At 71.4% G+C, this 18,513-nt stretch carries 18 protein-coding genes; 8 read left to right on the top strand and 10 right to left on the bottom strand.

The genetic code is table 11. The features are described 5' to 3' along the window. Window positions 1–29 precede the first annotated feature (29 nt). Window positions 30–1,523 (top strand): alpha/beta hydrolase family protein, encoded by a 1,494-nt coding sequence (locus ACBJ59_RS59535; RefSeq protein ID WP_375118796.1) that lies wholly within the window; start codon window positions 30–32, stop codon window positions 1,521–1,523. Here ACBJ59_RS59535 and ACBJ59_RS59530 read toward each other — a convergent pair. After that, the gene (locus tag ACBJ59_RS59530; RefSeq protein ID WP_375118795.1) at window positions 1,496–2,425 is read right to left on the bottom strand and encodes an alpha/beta hydrolase; all 930 of its coding nucleotides are present in this window, start codon (window positions 2,423–2,425) and stop codon (window positions 1,496–1,498) included. The two genes, ACBJ59_RS59535 and ACBJ59_RS59530, sit on opposite strands and share 28 nt — an antisense overlap. A gap of 1 nt (window position 2,426) precedes the next feature. Next, window positions 2,427–3,314 (bottom strand): enoyl-CoA hydratase-related protein, encoded by an 888-nt coding sequence (locus ACBJ59_RS59525; protein ID WP_375118794.1) that lies wholly within the window; start codon window positions 3,312–3,314, stop codon window positions 2,427–2,429. Window positions 3,315–3,505: 191 nt separating this feature from the next. On the opposite strand from ACBJ59_RS59525, the gene ACBJ59_RS59520 reads away from it, so the two are divergent. Continuing rightward, the gene (locus ACBJ59_RS59520; protein ID WP_375118793.1) at window positions 3,506–4,963 is read left to right on the top strand and encodes an LCP family protein; all 1,458 of its coding nucleotides are present in this window, start codon (window positions 3,506–3,508) and stop codon (window positions 4,961–4,963) included. 19 nt (window positions 4,964–4,982) lie between these two features. Here ACBJ59_RS59520 and ACBJ59_RS59515 read toward each other — a convergent pair whose 3' ends face one another. Genes ACBJ59_RS59515 through ACBJ59_RS59500 form a run of 4 tightly spaced genes read right to left on the bottom strand, consistent with a single transcriptional unit; the run spans window position 4,983 to window position 8,281 of the window. Beyond that, window positions 4,983–5,927: an asparaginase gene (locus tag ACBJ59_RS59515; protein WP_375118792.1), complete on the bottom strand. Its 945-nt coding sequence runs from the start codon at window positions 5,925–5,927 to the stop codon at window positions 4,983–4,985. Next, window positions 5,920–6,735: an amino acid ABC transporter permease gene (locus ACBJ59_RS59510; RefSeq protein ID WP_375118791.1), complete on the bottom strand. Its 816-nt coding sequence runs from the start codon at window positions 6,733–6,735 to the stop codon at window positions 5,920–5,922. Before ACBJ59_RS59510 ends, ACBJ59_RS59515 begins: the two co-directional genes overlap by 8 nt. After that, window positions 6,732–7,376, bottom strand: a complete 645-nt coding sequence (locus tag ACBJ59_RS59505) for an amino acid ABC transporter permease (RefSeq protein ID WP_364117495.1) — start codon at window positions 7,374–7,376, stop codon at window positions 6,732–6,734. Before ACBJ59_RS59505 ends, ACBJ59_RS59510 begins: the two co-directional genes overlap by 4 nt. Next, entirely contained in the window at window positions 7,376–8,281 is a 906-nt protein-coding gene (locus ACBJ59_RS59500; RefSeq protein ID WP_364117494.1) for a glutamate ABC transporter substrate-binding protein, read from the bottom strand. The genes ACBJ59_RS59505 and ACBJ59_RS59500 overlap by 1 nt, the downstream gene beginning before the upstream one ends. 107 nt (window positions 8,282–8,388) lie before the next feature. Here ACBJ59_RS59500 and ACBJ59_RS59495 point away from each other — a divergent pair, with 107 nt between their 5' ends. The 5 genes from ACBJ59_RS59495 (at window position 8,389) to ACBJ59_RS59475 (ending at window position 12,564) form a co-directional block, all read left to right on the top strand. Next, entirely contained in the window at window positions 8,389–9,525 is a 1,137-nt protein-coding gene (locus ACBJ59_RS59495; protein ID WP_375118790.1) for an ROK family protein, read from the top strand. A gap of 276 nt (window positions 9,526–9,801) precedes the next feature. After that, the gene (locus ACBJ59_RS59490) at window positions 9,802–9,999 is read left to right on the top strand and encodes a hypothetical protein (RefSeq protein WP_375118789.1); all 198 of its coding nucleotides are present in this window, start codon (window positions 9,802–9,804) and stop codon (window positions 9,997–9,999) included. Between the two features lie 90 nt (window positions 10,000–10,089). After that, window positions 10,090–11,736, top strand: a complete 1,647-nt coding sequence (locus ACBJ59_RS59485) for a hypothetical protein (RefSeq protein ID WP_375118788.1) — start codon at window positions 10,090–10,092, stop codon at window positions 11,734–11,736. Then, the gene (locus ACBJ59_RS59480) at window positions 11,733–12,074 is read left to right on the top strand and encodes a toxin-antitoxin system YwqK family antitoxin (protein WP_375118787.1); all 342 of its coding nucleotides are present in this window, start codon (window positions 11,733–11,735) and stop codon (window positions 12,072–12,074) included. Before ACBJ59_RS59485 ends, ACBJ59_RS59480 begins: the two co-directional genes overlap by 4 nt. 13 nt (window positions 12,075–12,087) lie before the next feature. After that, window positions 12,088–12,564, top strand: a complete 477-nt coding sequence (locus tag ACBJ59_RS59475; RefSeq protein WP_375118786.1) for a hypothetical protein — start codon at window positions 12,088–12,090, stop codon at window positions 12,562–12,564. A gap of 160 nt (window positions 12,565–12,724) precedes the next feature. Here ACBJ59_RS59475 and ACBJ59_RS59470 read toward each other — a convergent pair whose 3' ends face one another. From ACBJ59_RS59470 to ACBJ59_RS59460, 3 genes are all read right to left on the bottom strand, one after another. Next, entirely contained in the window at window positions 12,725–13,729 is a 1,005-nt protein-coding gene (locus tag ACBJ59_RS59470; RefSeq protein WP_375118785.1) for an enolase C-terminal domain-like protein, read from the bottom strand. Window positions 13,730–13,740: 11 nt separating this feature from the next. After that, complete coding sequence (locus ACBJ59_RS59465; RefSeq protein WP_375118784.1) at window positions 13,741–15,117, bottom strand: MFS transporter; 1,377 nt, start codon at window positions 15,115–15,117, stop codon at window positions 13,741–13,743. 84 nt (window positions 15,118–15,201) lie between these two features. After that, window positions 15,202–15,948 (bottom strand): TetR/AcrR family transcriptional regulator, encoded by a 747-nt coding sequence (locus ACBJ59_RS59460; RefSeq protein WP_375118783.1) that lies wholly within the window; start codon window positions 15,946–15,948, stop codon window positions 15,202–15,204. Between the two features lie 98 nt (window positions 15,949–16,046). Between ACBJ59_RS59460 and ACBJ59_RS59455 the strand changes: the two genes are divergently transcribed. Beyond that, entirely contained in the window at window positions 16,047–17,492 is a 1,446-nt protein-coding gene (locus tag ACBJ59_RS59455) for an MFS transporter (protein ID WP_375118782.1), read from the top strand. Window positions 17,493–17,495: 3 nt separating this feature from the next. Here ACBJ59_RS59455 and ACBJ59_RS59450 read toward each other — a convergent pair. Further along, window positions 17,496–18,513, bottom strand: a 1,018-nt coding sequence (locus tag ACBJ59_RS59450; protein WP_375118781.1) for a VWA domain-containing protein, incomplete at its 5' end; no start/stop codon positions are given.

Here is an 18,513-nt window from a genome sequence, read left to right as displayed (position 1 = left end):
CGGGCAAACCAACGCACATGGGGAGGCCAATGCGCACTGGCCGTGGCACCTTGAGCGTGGCCGCCGGTCTGGTGCTGGTGGCTCTCGCGTCGGTCGGTTACGTCCTGCCACCCGCGTTCGACCCGCCGCCGCTCAAGGCCGATCCAGCCTTCCAGGCCATCCCGGCGCAGCCGGCGGGCGAGCTGAAGCCGGTGGTGGCCGTCGATCCGATCCGCCGCGAGGAGATCTCCCTCCAGGGAGAGGGCCAGCGCCTGGAAGGCACGCTCCGGGCGCCCCTCACTCCCGGGCGGCATCCGGCGATGGTGTTCGTGTCGGGGTCGGGCAACGGCTCCCGTACGGAGTTCACGCCGCAGGCGGAGTTCCTGGCCAAGGCGGGCGTGGTGACGATCGCGTTCGACAAGCGCACGATCGGCTACAACTTCCGCGAGCGGGACTTCGGGCTGCTCGCCGACGACGCGCTGCGGATGGTGGAATACCTGCGTACGCGTCCGGAGGTCGACCCCACGCGCGTCGGCCTGTGGGGCGTGTCCGAGGGCGGCTGGGTGGTGCCGATCGCGGCGGCCAAGAGCTCGGCCGTGGGCTTCATGGTGCTGGTGTCGTCCCCGAACGTCTCCCCGCTGCGCCAGGTCGCCTGGGCGCTGAACGAGCAGCTCCTGCGGCTGCGGGCCCCGATCGGTGCCCGTGACCTGCTGACCAGGGCGATGGGCGGGGTCGGCTTCCACTTCCTGCGCTACGACGCGATGCCCGCCTTAAGCCAGGTCAAGCAGCCGGTCCTGGCGTTCTACGGCACCACCGACCCCTCGATCCCCTTCGTCGAGTCGACCAAGGCGCTCATCACGGCGCTCGGCAAGGCGGGCAACGACAACTACACGATCCGCTTCATGGCCGACGGCGACCACGCCATGCGGGTCCACGGCGGTCCCTTCACCAAGGGCTACCTGGAGACCCTGGCCAACTGGATCAAGGGACTGCCGGACACGGCCCGGCCCGCGGTGCACATGGCGGGCGCCACTCCCGTCCAGCGGTTCGAGGCCAGCGACGTGCCCGCCGCCCCCTGGTACGCCGGCGGCACCATGCTCGGGCTGACGATCTGCCTGGCCGCCGTCGGCTACGTGGCCGGCCCGGTCGCGGCCATGGTCGTACGCCTGCGCCACCGCAAGCAGACCCCCGTCGAGACCAACGCCAGGCTGTGGCGGCCGATCAGGCGCCGGCTGAGCCGGATGGCGTGGACCGGCCTGGGCCTGCTGGCCTCGGTGGTGGCGTTCATCACGGTGCTGGTGCTGTTCTCGGTCAACCAGGCCGGGGCCTGGCCCGCCGTGCTGGCCGGCTGGCTGGTCGTGCGCGTGCTGGCGGTGCTGATGCTGATCCAGGAGGTCACGGCGGTGGCGGCGTTCGTGTCGGCGCTGCGCGAGGGCATGCAGCCGAGCCGGTGGCAGCACGTGGCGGTCGCGGGCGTGCTCGGCGGCAACGGGCTGCTGCTGGTGGCGGCGGCCTACTACGGGTTGTTCTCGTTCCCCTGGTAGACATAGGCGCTCATCCAGCGGTCGATCTCGGCGAACACCTGCTTGCGCGCGGGCTCGGCCGACAGCACCAGGTCGTGCAGGCCGTCCGGGATGCGTACGCAGGTCACGTGGGGCCCGAGCGCGGTGGACCAGCGGGCGATCTGGCGGGGGTCGAGCACGACGTCGGCCGAGCGCGCCTCCGGCACGAAGTCGCTCACCTGCAGCCCGCTGGCGGAGGCGAGGACGAGGACCGGCACGTCCACCGACAGGCCCGCGTGCAGCCGCCGCTGCGCCCGCCGGATGGCGGCCAGCCACATGGCGTGCACCGAGAAGCCGCCCAGCGGCTTGAGCTCGAGGTCGTAGTCCCACTCGCCCTGCTCGCTGCGGTGCAGCGTCTGCCCGTAGACGGTGCTGACGCCGAGCGGGAGCACCCGGCGCGTGTACGACAGCGGCGTCCTGAGCAGGTCGGTGGCCAGCCGCAGCGGCGTGGACACGTTGAGGTCGAAGAACGGGCTGTTGAGCACGAGCCCCTGCACCAGGCCCCGCCCCCGGACCCGGTCGGCCCACAGGGGCGCGATCAGCCCGCCGGTCGAGTGGGCGTTGATCGTCAGCTCGTCGTGGCCGGCGCGGATGAGGCGGACGGCCTCGTCGATCTCGGGGAAGTAGTCGGTGACGCTCCTGATCAGGCCCCTGGTCTGGTGCGGGAGCAGCGAGCGGCCGTATTTGCGCAGGTCGAGGGCGTAGAAGTCGATGCCGCGCTGGACGTAGTGCTCGGCCAGGTGGTCCTGGAAGAAGTAGTCGGTGAATCCGTGCAGGTAGAGGACCGCCCTGCGGGAAGGGGCCGCGGCTCTCCTGGACACCAGCGTGGCCACGACCTCGCCCTCGAAGTCGTCGGGCATCGGCAGCACGGTGATCTCGTACATGTCAGACACCATAGGGATCGTCCGGCCACGACGGCACACCGGGCGGCAGGTCCTTGCCGACCTTCATCGGGAAGTCGGCCGGCCGCTTCTCCAGGAACGCCGTCACGCCCTCGATGGAGTCGGGCGCCCCGCCCAGCTCGGCCATGAGCCGGGAGTCGGCCGCGTGCGCCTCCCAGGGCGAGGACGCCGACAGGCCCGACCACATCAGCCGGCGGATGGCGGCCACGGAGACGGCCGAGGTGTTGTCGGCGATCTCGCGGGCCAGCGCGTACGCGGCCGGCAGCAGCTCCTCCGCCGGGTGGACGCGCGAGACCAGCCGCCCTTCGAGCGCCTCGGAGGCGGGGAAGACGCGGCCGGTCGTGGCCCACTCCATGGCCTGGGCGATGCCCACGATCCTGGGCAGGAACCAGCTGGAGGCGGCCTCGGCGACGATGCCGCGCCGGGCGAACACGAACCCGAACTTGGCCGTCTCGGAGGCCAGCCGGACGTCCATGGGCAGGGTCATCGTCACCCCGACGCCCACGGCCGGGCCGTTGATCGCGCCGATGACGGGCTTCAGCGAGCGGGCGATCCTGAGCGCGACCGTGCCGCCGCCGTCGCGCGGAGCGCCGTCCACGGTCTCGCCCTCGCCGCCCGGGTGCCCGCCCCGGTGCCCGCCCCGGTGCCCGAACGTGCCCCCGCCGCCGCCCAGGTCGGCCCCGGCGCAGAACGCGCGGCCGGCCCCGGTGACCACCACCGCGCGTACGTCGTCGTCGGCGTCGGCCAGGTCGAACGCCTCGATCAACTCTCCACGCATCGTAAAGGTGAACGCGTTGAGCCGTTCCGGACGCTTCAATGTGACGGTGGCGATGCGATCGGTCACCCCGTACTCGATCTCAGAGAAGGCCATGCCCCGAATCTTATTCGGTTACTGATGTTCACCCTCTGATAAAGACATATTTCGTATCTGATGCGTAGGCTGCCGCCTCTATGGCGGCCTGAGGCGACCGCACCCGTGCGGTTCACCGCAGGTTGCGGAGTTTGCGCCTATGGTGGAATTCGCGGGGAAACGGGGAAGGCGTGCGGCAGGGTAAGGAACCGATGGGCGCCGGAGCGGTCCTCGGGTGGCTGGTGCTGGCGGCACTCGTGCCTGGGGCCGCTCATCTGCGCGCCGGCTGGCGCAGGACCGGCCTCGTCCTCATCTCCTGCTACGCCGCCGCGCTGCTGGGCCTGCTCGCGTTCGTCCTGATGAACGACATCGGCGCCCTGGCCGGCTCGGCGACCCAGGACTCCTGGCTCACCTCCATCATGGTCGGCACCATCGTGCTGGGGTTGCTCTGGTTCGGGCTGATCGTGCACTCGTTCGTCGTGCTGCGGCCCGGCCGGCTGCCGCAGTCGGGGCAGATCCTCACCGGCACCATGGCGGGGCTGCTCGCCGTCGTGGTGGTGGTGCCGTTCGGGTGGGCCGCGCAGACCGCCTCCGCGTCGCGGCAGGCCCTCAACGACATCTTCCAGACGCCCGAGAACGAGGGGGAGAGCCCGGCGCCCGAGCCCAAGCCCGAGGACCCCTGGGCGGGGCGGGAGCGGGTCAACATCCTGCTGCTGGGCGGCGACGCCGACGACAACCGGATCGGCGTGCGTACCGACAGCATGAACCTGGCCAGCGTCGACGTGAAGACCGGCAACACCGTGCTGTTCAGCCTGCCGCGCAACCTGGAGGACGTCCGCTTCCGCCCCGGCACGCCGATGGCACGGCACTTCCCCAACGGCTTCGACCTGCCCAAGGACGCCAACGGCGGCAGCAGCGACCTGCTCAACAGCGTCTGGGAGTACGCCGACGCGCACCCGGAGATCTTCGGCGGCAAGCAGCACCAGGGCCCCAAGGTGCTGATGGACACGATCGGCTACACGCTCGGCCTCAAGGTCGACTGGTACGCCCTGGTCAACATGTGGGGCTTCGCCCGCCTCATCGACGCCATCGGCGGCGTCACGATCACCGTCGAGCAGGACGTCGTGTTCGGCAAGTACAACGAGGGCCTGGTCAAGGCCGGCACGCGCAAGCTCAAGGGCGCCGACGCCATGTGGTACGCCCGCTCGCGCACCTACAGCGACGACTACACCCGCATGCGCCGCCAGCGGTGCGTGCTCGGCGCCATCCTCACCCAGGCGGACCCGGCGACGGTGCTGACCAGGTTCAACCAGATCGCGCTGGCCACCAAGGAGCTGATCAGGACCGACATCCCGCGGCCGATGCTCAAGCACCTCGTGCCGCTGGCGCTCAAGGTCAAGAACGCCGAGGTGTCGAGCGTGCAGTTCGTACCGCCGGTGATCAACACCGGCTATCCCGACTGGGACAAGATCCGGGACATCGCGGAGAAGGCGGTGCGAGACTCGGCCCGTCCCAAGGCGCCCGTCGCCGCCTCAGCCAGCCCCTCGTCCTCGCCGTCGGTCTCTCCCTCACCGCGGAGGACCGCGAAGAAGCAGGAGAAGCAGCCCGGCGAGGACGACCCGACGAAGGGGCTCACGGAGGGGTGCGGCCCCTCGTCGGCCAAGGGCTAGAAACCGGGCCCGAAGGGCGTCAGAGACGGGTGACGATCCGTCCCACCGGGACGCCGCCGCCCAGCACGTCCACCTGCTCGTACGCCGCCGCCCCGCTCACGTCGCACCCCATCAGGCGCAGCACGGACAGCGCGACGGCCGTGGTGGCGCGCGGGCTGCCGTCGATGACCTTGACGGCGACCGTGTGACCCGACTCCAGCGCCGCCACCAGCACGCCCTCCGCGCCGCCCTTGACCACGGCGCCGGGCAGGGCCCGCATCAGCTCGGTGTTCTGGTGGCCGGTGCCGCCGACGTACTCGGGGTGCTCGCGCATCGCGTCGGCGACCTGGCGCGGCGCGCTGCCCGGCGCGGCCAGCACCAGCGCCTGCACGGCCCGCGCCAGCCCGGTGAGCGACAGGCCGAACAGCGGCGCCCCGCAGCCGTCCACCGCCACGTGCGCGGCCTTCTCCCCGGCCAGCTCCTCGGTGACCGACCGCACGCCGAGCTGCAGGGGGTGGTCGGGCGAGAGGTAGCCGGGCACGTCCCAGTCGTTGGCCACGCTGGCGGCCAGCATGGCGGCGTGCTTGCCGGAGCAGTTCATACGCTCGCGGGAGACGTCCTGGCCCCGCCTGATGAGCTCCTCCATGGTGGCCCGGTCCTCCGGCCACGACGGCGGGCAGGCCAGCGCGCCGGTGTCGAGGCCGTAGTCCGCGAGCAGCTCGCGAACCAGGCTCACGTGGAAGTCCTCGCCGGTGTGGCTGCCGGCCGCGATCGCCAGCCGCGGGCCCGCCAGCGCCGCGCCCGCCTTCAGGCAGGCCAGCGCCTGGAACGGCTTGGCCGACGAGCGCGGCAGCACCGGCGCCTCCACCCGGCCGAGCGCCACCTCGGCGCGTCCCGACGGATCCAGGCCGACGGCGCTGCCGTAGTGGACGCTCTCCACGAATCCCGAGCGGACCACCTCGGCGAGCACGGCTAGGTCAGGCACCTGCGGTTCTCCTTCTGAGCGTGACGGGCTGGCGGGCCTCCAGCGTGCGGGCCAGCTTGGACAGCGACGCGTTGACCACCAGGTATATCAGCGCGACGACCAGATACGTCTGGATGAGCAGGCCGTTGTAGGCGGCCAGGACCTTGCCGCTGTAGAGCAGCTCGCCGTAGCTGACGACGAAACCGAGCGAGGTGTCCTTGAGCAGGCCCACCGACTGGCTGACGATCGACGGCAGCACGCGGCGGGCCGCCTGCGGCAGCACGATCAGGCGCATCGCCTGGAACCGCGTCAGGCCGACGGCCAGGCCCGCCTCCGTCTGGCCGCGCTCGATCGAGCCGATGCCGGCGCGGAAGATCTCGGCGTACGCGGCCGCGTTCGAGACCGTCAGCGGCACCACCAGCTTCCAGAACAGCGGCAGGTCGAGCCCGTAGCGCGGCAGCGCGAACAGCACCACGTACACCAGCAGCAGCGCCGGGACGACCCGGACCACCTCGACGTACGCGGCCGACGGCAGGCGCACCCACGCCCGCGGCGACAGCCGCCCCAGCGCCAGGGCCACGCCCAGCGCCATGGACAGCGCCGCCGAGACGACCGCCGCCAGGAACGTGGACCACAACCCGTCCAGCAGGTAGCGCCACATCGGCCAGGTCCCGTACGGCTGCCAACGAGCCGCGTCGAGCTGCCCGTTCGCCGCGAACTGCCGCACGGCCAGCACGACGAGCACCACGGCGGCCAGCGTGCCGAGCACGGTGGCCATCCGGATGCGCCCGCGCGCCTTCGGCCCCGGCTCGTCGAAGAGCACGCTCATCGCAGGATCACCAGCCTGCGTTCGAGCCGGCCGGTCACGAACCCGGCGGCGGCGGCGATCAGCGCGTAGGCCACGCCCGCGCCCACGAAGATCGGGATGGGCTGGGCCTCGACCAGGTTCACGCGGTGCGCGGCCGCCGTCAGGTCGACCACGCCGACGGCCGCCGCCAGGGCGGTGTTCATGGTGGTCGCGATGAAGATGTTGCCGAGCGGCTGCACGACCGTGCGCAGCGCCTGGGGCAGGATGACGTGCCGCAGTGACTGGCCGAACGTCAGCCCGATCGCCCTGGCCGCCTCGCCCTGCCCCTTCGACACCGAGTTCACGCCCGAGCGCAGGGCCTCGCCGATGTAGGCGGCCTCGTACACGGCGATGACCACGAACGCCGTCACCAGCGGCTCGGCCTTGATCCCGATCTCCGGCAGGCCGAAGAAGGCCAGGACCAGCAGCACGAGCAGCGGGAGGTTCTGGAACGTCTCCACGTACGCCGTGCCGATCGCGCGCAGCACCCCGACCGGGCTCACGCGCAGGGCGCAGACCAGCACGCCCAGCACCGCCGCGCCGGCGAACGACGCGGCGGTGAGCTGGAACGTCACGATCAGTCCCTGCCACAGCTCCGGCAGGTGTTCGAGGAGGACGGACATCAGGATCCCGGCACGGAGCCGATCTGCGGCGGCTGTGGAGCCTCACCGGTGACCACGGTGCCGATGGACTTCTTCCAGATCTCCTGCCAGACGCCGGTGTCCTGGGTCTTCTTCAGCCAGTCGTTGACGAACTTCTTGAACTGGTCGTCGCCGTGCTTGAGGCCGATCCCGTACGGGTCCACGGTGAACGGCTTCGTCACGATCTCGATCGACGGGTCCTTCTTCGCGTCGGCGATGAGGATCGTCTCGTCCTGCACGTACGCCACGCCCCGGTCCTGCTTGAGCGCCTGGACGCACTCGGGGTCGCTGCCGAACGTGATGATCTCCGCCTGCGGCGCCAGCTTCTTGATCGCCGGGATGGCCGGGGTGTTCGCGCCCGCCAGGACCTTCTTGCCGTTGAGGTCCTCCGGCTTGGCGATGCCGGTCGTGCCCTTCTTCACCGCGATCGTCAGGCCCGAGGTGTAGTACGGGCCCGCGAACGCGACCTGCTTCGCGCGTTCCTCGGTGATCGTGTACGTCTGGAAGACGACGTCCACGGTGCCGTTGGCCAGCAGCGCCTCCCGGGTCTCCGACGCCGAGTTGACGATCTTGACCTTGGGCTCGCCCAGGATGTACTTGGCCAGCGCCTTGCCCATCTCCGCGTCGAACCCCTCGACCTCGCCGGTGACGGGGTTCTGCTGGGAGAGCAGGGGCGCGTCCAGCGAGCCGCCCACGAGGAGCTCGCCACGCTGCTTGATCTTCTCCATGGTCGAGCCCGGCAGGATGTCGGCGGCCGCCGCGACGGGTGCCTTGGCGAGCACGTCACTCTGCTGCTTCGGCTCTCCCGGTACGGCTGGGCTGCTCGACTCCCCGCAGGCCGCCAGGGCTAACAGGGAGACGGCGGCGACGGCGACGAATCTCTTCATGAACAGCTCACTTCCTTCGATTTCGAAGATAAGCGGGACCGTAGTGGGAAATTTCGTAGCAAGTCAATACGTTGTCGGCGGAAGTCTGGACATGGTAGTTATCTCACATGAACCAGCGGCTGCCCGTGCAGGGGGCACAGGGCGACCTGCTGCGACTCGTCGCCACCGGCAGGGCCGAGTCCCGCGCCGACCTGGCCCGCTTATCGGGTCTGGCGGCCTCCAGCGTCTCGCTCCGCGTCGAGGAGCTCATCGACGCGGGCCTCCTGGCCGAGGAGGGCGCGGGCACCTCGCGGGGCGGCCGCCGCCCCCGCCGCCTGCGCCTGTCCCCCGGCGCGGGCGTGCTGGCCGTGGCCGACCTGGGGGCGCATCACGTACGCCTCGGCCTGCTCGACCTCAGCGGCGTCCCCATCGTCATCGAGGAACGCCGCTGCGAGATCGCCGAGGGCCCCCGCCGCACCCTCGACCGCATCGCCGACGCGTTCGACGCCCTGCTGGCCGAGCACGTCCCGGCCGACGTCCCGCTGCGCGGGGTGGGCACCGGCATCCCCGGCCCCGTGGACCCCGCCACCCTGCGGGTCGTCACCCCGTCCCGCATGCCCGGCTGGAACGAGTTCCCGGTCGCCGAACACCTGGCCACCCGCTACGACCTGCCCGTCCTCGTGGAGAACGACGCCAACCTGATGGCCGCCGGCGAGGCCAGATGGTGGCCCGGCAGCGAGAACCTGATGGTCGTCAAGGCCGGCACCGGCATCGGCTGCGGCGTCATCGTCAACGGCCACCTGCACAGGGGCAGGGGCGCGGCCGGGGACATCAGCCACGTACGGGTGCGCTCGGACTCCTCGATCCTGTGCGCCTGCGGCCACCCCGACTGCCTGGAGGCGTACGCCAGCGGCGCCGCCCTCATGTCCGCCCTGGCGGAGGCCGGCATCGAGGTGACCCGCCCCGCCGACATCGTCACCCTGGTCAACGACGCCGTCCCGGAGGCCACCAGCCTGGTGCGCAACGCGGGCCGCCGCATGGGTGAGGTCCTGACGGTCCTGGTGAACTTCTTCAACCCGGACGTGGTGGCGGTGGGCGGCAGCCTCTCGGCCGCCGAACCCCTGCTCACCTCGATCAGGGCGGCCGTGTGGGAGCGCTGCCTCCCGCTGGCGACGAGGGACCTGGAGATAGCGCCGGCCAGGGCGGGCCGGGACGCGGCCCTGCAAGGAGCCGGCACGCTGCTCCTGGAGGCCGCCCTGACCTGACGCGGGTCTCCCGGCAGGGGAGGCCGGGCGGTGTGCGGGCGATCGCTTCCGGGGCAAGGCGTCCTCCACGCGCCACTGGCTCAAGCAGGGCTTCGGCACCGGCGACTCCGCCTCGTGCAACACCTGGACGGCCTCGTCCGCCAAGGTGGCACAGCGGCGGGCGCGTGTCCGTGCGTAAAGAACGGGCCTTGGCGCTGTGGCGTACCCGCCGGGGTCGCGACGGAACGTGATCTCCTGGGCGACGTCGTCACCGTACGCTACTCAGGAGGTCCGAACATGCGCCGCCGAGCTCACCTGCTCGCCACCGCCGCCCTCATCACCGCCCTCGCGCCGATCGCCGCCGCGAGCACGCCCACAGGTGGGCTGCTGGAGCGCGTGCACCACGTCCACGACGCCTTCCTCGATGTGGGCGCCCGCCTCTACGGCCTGACCGACATCATCGGGGGCGTCAGCCTGCGCTCGCTGCCGTCCTGAGGCCCCATACCTGCTCGCACCGGCGTTGAACCCGGCGTGGCCGCGAACGCGTACACCCCTCCATAGGCGCGGCCACGTGGAGGGGGCGTCATGGGGATGCCGACGGGATGGCAGGTGCTGGGGCTCGCCGACGACCCCGCCCCGGGCGACCCCGGGCAAGTGCGCACGCTCGCCCGCGGCCTGCTCGACCAGGCCGAACTGGCCGACACCAACACGGCCCGGCTGAACACGGTATCGGGCGGCAGCTCCGCCCTGCGGATGCGCGGCGACTACGCGGCCGCCTACACCGAGGCGCTGGCCGTGCTGCCGGCCGAGCTGGCCAAGCTGGGCAAGGCCTACCGGGGCGCGGGGGACGCGCTGATGACGTACGCGGGCAGCCTGGAGCAGGCCAAGGCGCGCTCGGGTGTCGCGCTGCGGCAGGGCGCGGCGGCCCACGAGCAGTATCAGGGGGCGCTGCGCGAGGTCTCCGCCCGCCTCCCGGCCGCCGCCGGTCTGCGCACGCTCACCGACGTCGAGCAGGCCGTCACCGCCGCCGACCCCGCCGTCCAGGCCACGGTACGACCGGCGGTGCAGCGGGCCAGGAACGCCGACGCGGACCGTACGCGGGCCCGCAGGGTGGCCGACGAGGCCGCCGCCCTGCGCGCGGACGCCGAGTCCCGGGCGGTCGACGAGATCGAGCGGGCGCTGGCCGGGAGCGGCATCCAGAACAAGTCGTGGCTGGCCAAGGCATGGGACACGGTCTCGACCCCGTTCCGCTCCTGGGACGACTTCGTCAACCTGGCCCGCAACGTCGCCATGGTCGCCGGGATCGCCCTGCTGGTCATCGGCACCGGCGGGCTCGCCGGGGCGTTCCTGGTGGGCGCGGTGGTGGTCGCGGGCGCGATCGTGTTCGCCGACTCGCTGAACAAGTACCGCCAGGGCAAGGCGGGCCTCGGTCAGGTCATCCTGGACGGGATCGGCATGTTTCCCGGCGGCAAGAGCGCGGGGCTGCTGGCCCAGGGAATGGTGCTGGCCGGCGGCCTCCGGGGCGCCGCGACGGCGATCCGCCACGGCGCCGGCCGCCTCATGGGCCGCCCGCTGACAGGGGCCCCACGCCTCCGACCGGACCGGGCCGCTCGGCGGCTGGCGGAGGCTCCCTCGGCCTTGCAACGAACCGAGCATCCCTTACCCACGCCGCTGATACGTCCCCGGCTCGGTGTACTGATCAACCGGGTGAACGGACAGCCGGTCCACGAATACGTGCAGCAGGTCATCGATCAGCGCAATGCGCTCTACCGAGAGCTGCGGCACACGGACCCGGACAACTTCCGCCGCTCCGCGACCGGGAGGATGCACTCCCTCGCCTTCGATCGGCGGACCGGACTGCTCTTCGAAGCCGACAATGGGACGATCGCTCACAACATCCCCACCGACCTGCACCCAACACTGCAGCGCAGGGTCGGCGAGCTTCAGGACTACGCCGACCGCAATCCGACGGCCTACACCTACAGGGACGGAACTCAGGGCGGCTTGCCGCATCCGGACACACTCGGCACGCACTCGGAGGTGGTGGCGACGAACAAGGCGCTCTGGGCCAGGGAGGCAATCGGCGCCCCCACCAGCGAGGCCCATCTGTCCGAGATCGTCATCGACAACCGGCGACTGTTCGGCGGCGGCGCCGGATCACCCGCCCCCTGCTGTCCGAACTGCACGGCTATTCTGGGCCCGATCGACTCGATTCCAGGCAAGGCGACATGATCATGCTTCGTGTGCCGCTCGATGACACGTACGAGTCCGAGGAAGACCGTGTGACCTACAACGGGGTGTGGCTCACGGGTGTCGCCGTCGAGACCAGGGACGACGGCACACTGCTCGGCGAGACGACTTTCAAGAACGGGATCCAGGACGGACCGGAACGCGCATGGTGGCCCGGCGGCGGGCTGCGGCTGGAGCGCGTCTACGACTATGGGCTCCCCGTTCACGAGCGGGAATGGCACGCCAACGGACAACTCGCCCACGAGGTCCACCTCGATCGCGGACGGCTGGTGAGCCAGGAGTGGTGGGACGAGGCCGGGAACCCCATCTCCCGCCCATGAACGTCTCGCGTCCATGAACGTCGAGGGCCTGCGCCGCGCGCTCGCCACAGCCGGCATCCCCCCGGACCGGTACCGCATCCTGGACCGCCCGGCCGACGACGCCTGGTGTCTCACCCGAACCAAGCAGGCGTGGAAGGTGTTCTATCGCCACCGCGGCCAGACGTTCTACCCGCGGCGGTTCAAGGACGAGAGCACGGCCTGCCACCACCTCTACGACCAGCTGACCCGCCCCGCCGACGGCACGGCGGCCGGGTTGCGGGCGGCGCTCCTGCGGCGAGGCGCCAGCCCCTGCGACTTCCGGGTCATGGAGCAGCCCGGCGAGAGCACCTGGCGCATCCGGAGGCAGGGCCAGGTCTGGCAGGTCTTCTTCTTCGAACGCGGCGGCAAGCGCGACCTCCGGCGGTTCACCGACGAGGTCGTCGCCTGCGACCATCTCTCGGCCCAGCTCTTCGGCGGAAGGGGCGGGCAGCGACCGCCACACCGCAGATGAGGACCGACCCGACGGCCATCTTCCCCCGTTCGGGCAGGAAGCAGGACAGGTCCTTCGTCAGCAGGACGCGTGTGATCCGCCCTCGGGTCAGCTCCAAGGCCCGCCCCCTTGAGATCCCGAAGTCCGGGGTCGACGGCAGGCGGGCCCGATCGCGCGGGCGTCACGCGTGGAAGGACTCCCGGGACATCCGCCGCAGCCGCGTCTCGTCGATGTCGTGCCCGAGCCCCGACTGCGTCAGCGGGACCGCGATGACCCCGGCGTTCGCCCCCACGATCGGCGTGACGATCTGGTTCTGCCGCGGCGGCTGCGTGACGTCGCACGGCAGCGTGCAGCCGGGCAGGCTGGCGACCGCCACCGTCGCCGCCCGGGCCAGCCCGGCCCCCTGGCCGCCCGTGCACTGGATGTCCCAGCCCGCCGCGGCGGCCCGGTCGTGCGCGCGCCTGGCCTCCGACAACGACGGGAACGAGGACGGCCGCAGCAGCAGGACCCGCGCCGCCCGCAGCGTCAGGTAGTCGTCCAGCTCGGCGGTCGAGCCGGCCTCGACCGCCACCGAGGCGGCCACCTGGTCCTGGAGCGAGGCGTGGGAGCAGGTGTCGGCGACCGGGAAGGGCCGCTCGATGACCTCGAGGCCGTAGGAGTCGAGGGCGACGAGCTGTTCGAGGTCGGTGTAGGCGTTGCCGCCGTCGACGGCCAGCGTCAGGGCAGGGTACGCCTGCCGCACCGCGCGTACGGGCTCCACGTCCCAGCCGGGCCGGACGTCCAGCGTGACGTGCCCGTAGCCGGCGCAGACCTGCTGGTTGACCCGGGCCACGAGGCTCTCCACGGACGGGTCGGGCGCCAGCCGCACGGTCGCGATGAGCGACGTACGGGTGCCGCCGATCGCCTCGGCGAGCGGCACCCCGCGCATCCGCGTCCACAGGTCCCAGCAGGCCATGTCCACCGCGGAGTCACCGCTCGGCACCTGGTCGGGATGCTCCCAGTCGACGCCGATCAGCAGCGCGGCCAGCGACTCCTCCAGTCTGGACCAGGTCTTCGCCTGGGGGGCGGTGGCCTCACCCCAGCCCGTCATCCCGCCGTGGTCGGTGAGCTTGACGAGCAGGCTCTCCGACCTCCTGCCGAACGGCAGGACCAGCCGGAAAACCTCAAGCTCCCGCACTCGCGGCATGTACCCCCCTTTTATGACGCGGTTTCCTCCATAGTGCCCGCTGCCGGGGAGTGCACAAAACGCGGGGCCAGGATGACGCCCAGAACGGCCAGCGCGACGCTGAAGGCGAGACCGGCCGCGTAGTTCTGCGCGGCGGCGGTGAACAGGGCGCCGCTGACCGCGACGGCCATGACGGTGAACACCGACTCACCCACGCCCACGGCCGCGCTGTTGTTGCCCTCCTCGCCCTCCTTGGACATCTCCAGCACCAGCACCGACACGGTGGGGTGCAGCGCGCCGATGCCGAGGCCGACGATGGCCATCGCCACGTACGCCACCGCGAGCGGCACGAAGTCGACGAGGACCAGGCTCACCATCGCGATCCCGAGGGCGATCATGGCGGCGCCGCCCCGGATGGCCGTCATGTCGCTGATCAGGCCGCGCCCCTTGATCCAGGAGCCGGTGGACCAGCCGAGCGCCCCGACGGTCAGCACCACGCCCGCGGCGGTGGCGCTCAGGCCGCGCTCGTTCATCAGCATGAGCGGGATGAGCACCTCGGCCGCCGTGTACGAGCCGAACGCCAGGCCGCGCAGCACGGGCCCCGTCGGCAGGCCGCGGGCGGCCCGGAGCGAGCCGGGCAGCAGCAGCTTGGGCAGGGCCGTGACCAGCAGGGCCGCGCCGATGACGAGCAGGGGCAGGCCGGCCAGCCCGAGCGCGCTGCCGTACTGGATCAGGGCGGCGGCGACAGCGGTCAGCGTGGCGTAGACGAGCTTGCGGCCGAGGCCGGAGGCGGGCTCCGTGGCGATGCTGCCGTCGACCTTGCCGGCGGTGCCGTGCCAGAGCAGCACCGCCGCCGGGATGACGATGAACGTGACGCCCAGGAAGATCCACCGCCAGTCGAGGTTCTCGACCACGAAACCGGCGATGGCGGGGCCGATCATGGAGGGCACCACCCAGGCCGCCGAGAACAGGGCGAACACCTTGGGATGCATCGCCGGTGGATACACCCTGGCGACCAGCACGTACAGGGCGACCTGCGTGAATCCGGTGCCGATGCCCTGCACGAACCTGCCCGCCACGAACAGCTCCATGTTCGGCGCGAACCCGGCCAGCAGCAACCCGGCCACGAACGCCGCCACGCCGGCCACGATGGGCTGGAGCGGCCCCCGTACGTCGCTCCACCGCCCGCCCAGCACCGTCGCGATCACACTGGCTGCCAAGGTGGCGCTGAAGGCCAGGTTGTACAGCGGCATGCCGTCGAGATCGCGCGCCACCACGGGCATCGCCGTGGCCACCGCCATCGCCTCGAATGCCTGCAACATGACCAGGGCGACCAGGCCGATGCTCAGCGCCCGGTACTGCGGGGACACCACGCCCGCCGCGGCTTTCTCAACAGTCGTCGTTGTCATGACCGAAAGCTATGGCCGGGCCCGGCCCGGCACATCGGGCGCGGGGCCTAGGGAATTGGGCCTAAGGCGGGCCCCAAGGCGGGTCTAGGACGTGGGCATGCGGGCCTGGATGCCGTCCAGCAGCAGTTCGAGGCCGTAGCGGAAGCGATCTTCACCGTCGCCGGCGACCAGGTCGTCCACGTATTTGCTCACGTGCGGGAACCGATCCGAGGGCAGCGCGCGGTAGTAGCCGGCGATCTGGCCGACGAACGCCTCGAAGTATTCCTGCTTGCTCTGCAGCCCGGCCGCGCGCATCCGCGCGTAGTGCAGGGAGCCCTCGTAGGCGTCGCCGACGATGTAGAGGGAGAGCCGGTCCATCGCCAGGGACGCCTCGCTCGGGGGCATCCCGGCCTCGATCAGCAGCCCGAAGAGGAACTCGCCGGCGCGGACGGAGTTCTCCCCCGACGGGATGTTGGCCAGCGCCGCCCTGGCCACGTCGGCGTGCGCGGCCAGCACGCGGTGCACCTCCATGGCGTACGTCCGCAGCTGCTCCTTCCAGCGGCCCGCGTCGCGCTCGGGCAGCCGGATCTCGCCGAGCACGCGGTCGTAGACCAGCTCGAGCAGCTCGTCCTTGCCGGCCACGTGCGCGTAGAGCGAGGCGGGGCCGGTGTCGAGCTCCTGGGCCACCCGTCTCATGCTCAGCGCGTCGAGGCCCTCGGCGTCGAGGATCCGCAGGCCGGTCTCGATGATCAGGTCCTGGCTGAGCTGCCGCTTGGGCTGCGCCGTCCGGCGCGCCTTGCGCCACGGGGGCGCGGGCACCTCGCTCCGACCGTCTTCCTTGCCATCCGCCATACGAACACTGTACTTGACACGAACACTGTTCGTCACTAAAACAGTGTTCGTGACGAACACCGTTCGTCCATAGAACACCGTTATGAAGGAGTTTGCCGATGACAGTCACCGCCTCAGCGGCGACGACCGAGGTCCAGCCCTATCGCTGGCGCTGGGTCGCCCTGTTCGTGATCCTGGCCGCCGAGGTCATGGATCTGCTCGACGCGCTCGTGACCACCATCGCCGCCCCCACGATCCAGAAGGAGCTGGGCGGCTCCGAGAGCCTCGTGCAGTGGCTCGGCGCCGGCTACACCCTGGCCATGGCCGTCGGCCTGATCACCGGTGGCCGGCTCGGCGACCTGTACGGCAGGAAGCGCATGTTCGTGATCGGCGCCTGCGGCTTCACCGTCGCCTCCCTGCTGTGCGGCGTGTCGGTCACCCCCGAGATGCTGATCGCCAGCCGGGTGTTGCAGGGCCTGTTCGGGGCCGTGCTGATCCCGCAGGGCCTGGGGCTGATCAAGGAGATGTTCCCGCCGCAGGAGCTGGGCAAGGCGTTCGGCATGTTCGGGCCGGTGATGACCATCTCCTCCGTCGGCGGGCCCGTCCTGGCCGGCTGGCTGGTGGACGCCGACTTCTTCGGCACGGGCTGGCGCATGATCTTCCTGATCAACCTGCCGATCGGCCTGGCCGCCGTGCTCGCCGCGCTGCGCTTCCTGCCTGAACACCGCCTGGCCAACGCCACCAGGCTCGACCTGCCCGGCGTGGCGCTCGTCTCGGCGGCCGCGTTCCTGCTGGTCTTCCCGCTGATCCAGGGCCGCGAGCTGGGCTGGCCGGCCTGGACGTTCGCCTCGATGGCCGCCTCGATCGTGATGTTCGCCGTCTTCGGCCGGTACGAGTCCCGCCGCGCCGCCTCCGGCCGCGACCCGCTGATCACGCCCACCCTGTTCCGCAAGCGGGCCTTCACCGGCGGGATGGTGGCCGGCCTGGCCTTCTTCTCCGGCATCATGGGCTTCGGCCTGGTCTTCAGCCTCTACACGCAGGCGGGGCTCGGCTTCACCCCGCTCGAGGCCGGCCTGACCGGGCTGCCGCAGGCGCTGGGCGGCGTCGTCGGGTTCGGCCTGGCCATGGCGGGGCTGCAGGAGAAGCTCGGCCGCGGCCTGCTGCAGATCGGCACCGTCGTGATGGCCGCCGGCGCCGCCGTGCTGGCGATGACCATCCACCTGGCCGGGATGGAGGTCGGCAGCTGGCAGCTCGCCCCAGGCCTGGCCCTGGTCGGCATCGGGATGGGCCTGACCATGGCGCCGTTCTTCGACATCGTGCTGGCCGGGGTCGAGCCGCACGAGTCGGGCTCCGCCTCGGGCACGCTGACCGGCGTCCAGCAGCTCGGCGGCGCGCTCGGCACCGCCGTGCTCGGCACGCTGTTCTTCAACCTGCTCGGCAGCGAATGGAGCTTCGGCGCCTCGATGCAGGCCACGGTGTGGGTCGAGGTGGGACTGCTGGCCCTGACGTTCGCGCTGTCGTACCTGCTGCCCCGGCGGGCCAGGCCGGAACAGCAGGGTGCCTGACGGTCAGGGAGCGGTGTGGCGTTCGGCCCACCGGGCGATGTCGCGCCGCTCGATGGCGGCCGCCATCAGGTCGGGGAAGGCGTCGGGCGTGCACGCGAACGCGGGCACGCCCATCGCGGCCAGCGCGGCCGCGTTCTCGTGGTCGTAGAACGGCGCGCCCTCGTCGGACAGCGCGAGCAGCACGATCACCTGTACGCCGGCCTGCGTCATCGCCGCCACCCTGCGCAGCATCTCCTGCCTGACGCCGCCCTCGTACAGGTCGCTGATCAGGATGAAGATCGAGTCGGCCGGCCGGGTGATGAGCCCCTGGCCGTAGGCGATGGCCCGGTTGATGTCGGTGCCGCCGCCGAGCTGGGTCCCGAACAGCAGCTCCACCGGATCGTGCAGCCGGTCGGTGAGGTCCACCACCGCCGTGTCGAACACCACGAGCGACGTCTTCAGCGACCGCATCGACGCCAGCACCGCCCCGAACACGCTCGAATAGACCACCGAGGCCGCCATCGACCCGCTCTGGTCGATGCACAGCACCACCTCGCGCTGCACCGACCGCTGCCTGCGCGCGTAGCCGACGAGCCGGGAGGGGACCACGGTGTTCCGCTCGGGCAGGTAGTTCTTGAGGTTCGCCCTGATCGTCCGGTCCCAGTCGATGTCGGCCACCCGCTTGGGGCGGTGGGTCCTGGCCGAGCGGTCGAGCGCGCCGGTCACGGCCGCCCTGGTCTTCTGGGTCAGCCGGCGCTCCAGCTCCGTCACCACCTTGCGCACCAGGGCCCGGGCGGATTCGCGGGCCTGGTCGGGCATCACCTTGTTGAGCGCCAGCAGGGTGCCGACCAGGTGCACGTCCGGCTCCACCGCCTCGAGCATCTCGGGCTCCAACAGGAGCCTGGTGAGGTTCAGCAGCTCGATCGCGTCCTTCTGCATGACCTGGACGACGGTGGAGGGGAAGTAGGTACGGATGTCGCCCAGCCAGCGCGCCACCCGCGGGGCCGACGCGCCAAGGGCCCGCCCCCCCCCCCCCCCCCCC

Source organism: Nonomuraea sp. MTCD27, assembly GCF_041950495.1.
Lineage (GTDB): Bacteria > Actinomycetota > Actinomycetes > Streptosporangiales > Streptosporangiaceae > Nonomuraea.
This window is presented reverse-complemented; position numbering and strand designations above follow the sequence as displayed.

Bases quoted from the DNA above. Each gene is read 5' to 3' on its own strand.
- ACBJ59_RS59510 (WP_375118791.1), bottom strand. From the start codon at position 6,735: ATGAGCGTGCTCTTCGACGAGCCGGGGCCGAAGGCGCGCGGGCGCATC.
- ACBJ59_RS59460 (WP_375118783.1), bottom strand. From the start codon at position 15,948: ATGGCGGATGGCAAGGAAGACGGTCGGAGCGAGGTGCCCGCGCCCCCG.
- ACBJ59_RS59530 (WP_375118795.1), bottom strand. From the start codon at position 2,425: ATGTACGAGATCACCGTGCTGCCGATGCCCGACGACTTCGAGGGCGAG.
- ACBJ59_RS59480 (WP_375118787.1), top strand. From the start codon at position 11,733: ATGATCATGCTTCGTGTGCCGCTCGATGACACGTACGAGTCCGAGGAA.
- ACBJ59_RS59495 (WP_375118790.1), top strand. From the start codon at position 8,389: ATGAACCAGCGGCTGCCCGTGCAGGGGGCACAGGGCGACCTGCTGCGA.
- ACBJ59_RS59485 (WP_375118788.1), top strand. From the start codon at position 10,090: ATGGGGATGCCGACGGGATGGCAGGTGCTGGGGCTCGCCGACGACCCC.
- ACBJ59_RS59470 (WP_375118785.1), bottom strand. From the start codon at position 13,729: ATGCCGCGAGTGCGGGAGCTTGAGGTTTTCCGGCTGGTCCTGCCGTTC.
- ACBJ59_RS59535 (WP_375118796.1), top strand. From the start codon at position 30: ATGCGCACTGGCCGTGGCACCTTGAGCGTGGCCGCCGGTCTGGTGCTG.
- ACBJ59_RS59490 (WP_375118789.1), top strand. From the start codon at position 9,802: ATGCGCCGCCGAGCTCACCTGCTCGCCACCGCCGCCCTCATCACCGCC.
- ACBJ59_RS59520 (WP_375118793.1), top strand. From the start codon at position 3,506: ATGGGCGCCGGAGCGGTCCTCGGGTGGCTGGTGCTGGCGGCACTCGTG.
- ACBJ59_RS59500 (WP_364117494.1), bottom strand. From the start codon at position 8,281: ATGAAGAGATTCGTCGCCGTCGCCGCCGTCTCCCTGTTAGCCCTGGCG.
- ACBJ59_RS59505 (WP_364117495.1), bottom strand. From the start codon at position 7,376: ATGTCCGTCCTCCTCGAACACCTGCCGGAGCTGTGGCAGGGACTGATC.
- ACBJ59_RS59525 (WP_375118794.1), bottom strand. From the start codon at position 3,314: ATGGCCTTCTCTGAGATCGAGTACGGGGTGACCGATCGCATCGCCACC.
- ACBJ59_RS59465 (WP_375118784.1), bottom strand. From the start codon at position 15,117: ATGACAACGACGACTGTTGAGAAAGCCGCGGCGGGCGTGGTGTCCCCG.
- ACBJ59_RS59455 (WP_375118782.1), top strand. From the start codon at position 16,047: ATGACAGTCACCGCCTCAGCGGCGACGACCGAGGTCCAGCCCTATCGC.
- ACBJ59_RS59475 (WP_375118786.1), top strand. From the start codon at position 12,088: ATGAACGTCGAGGGCCTGCGCCGCGCGCTCGCCACAGCCGGCATCCCC.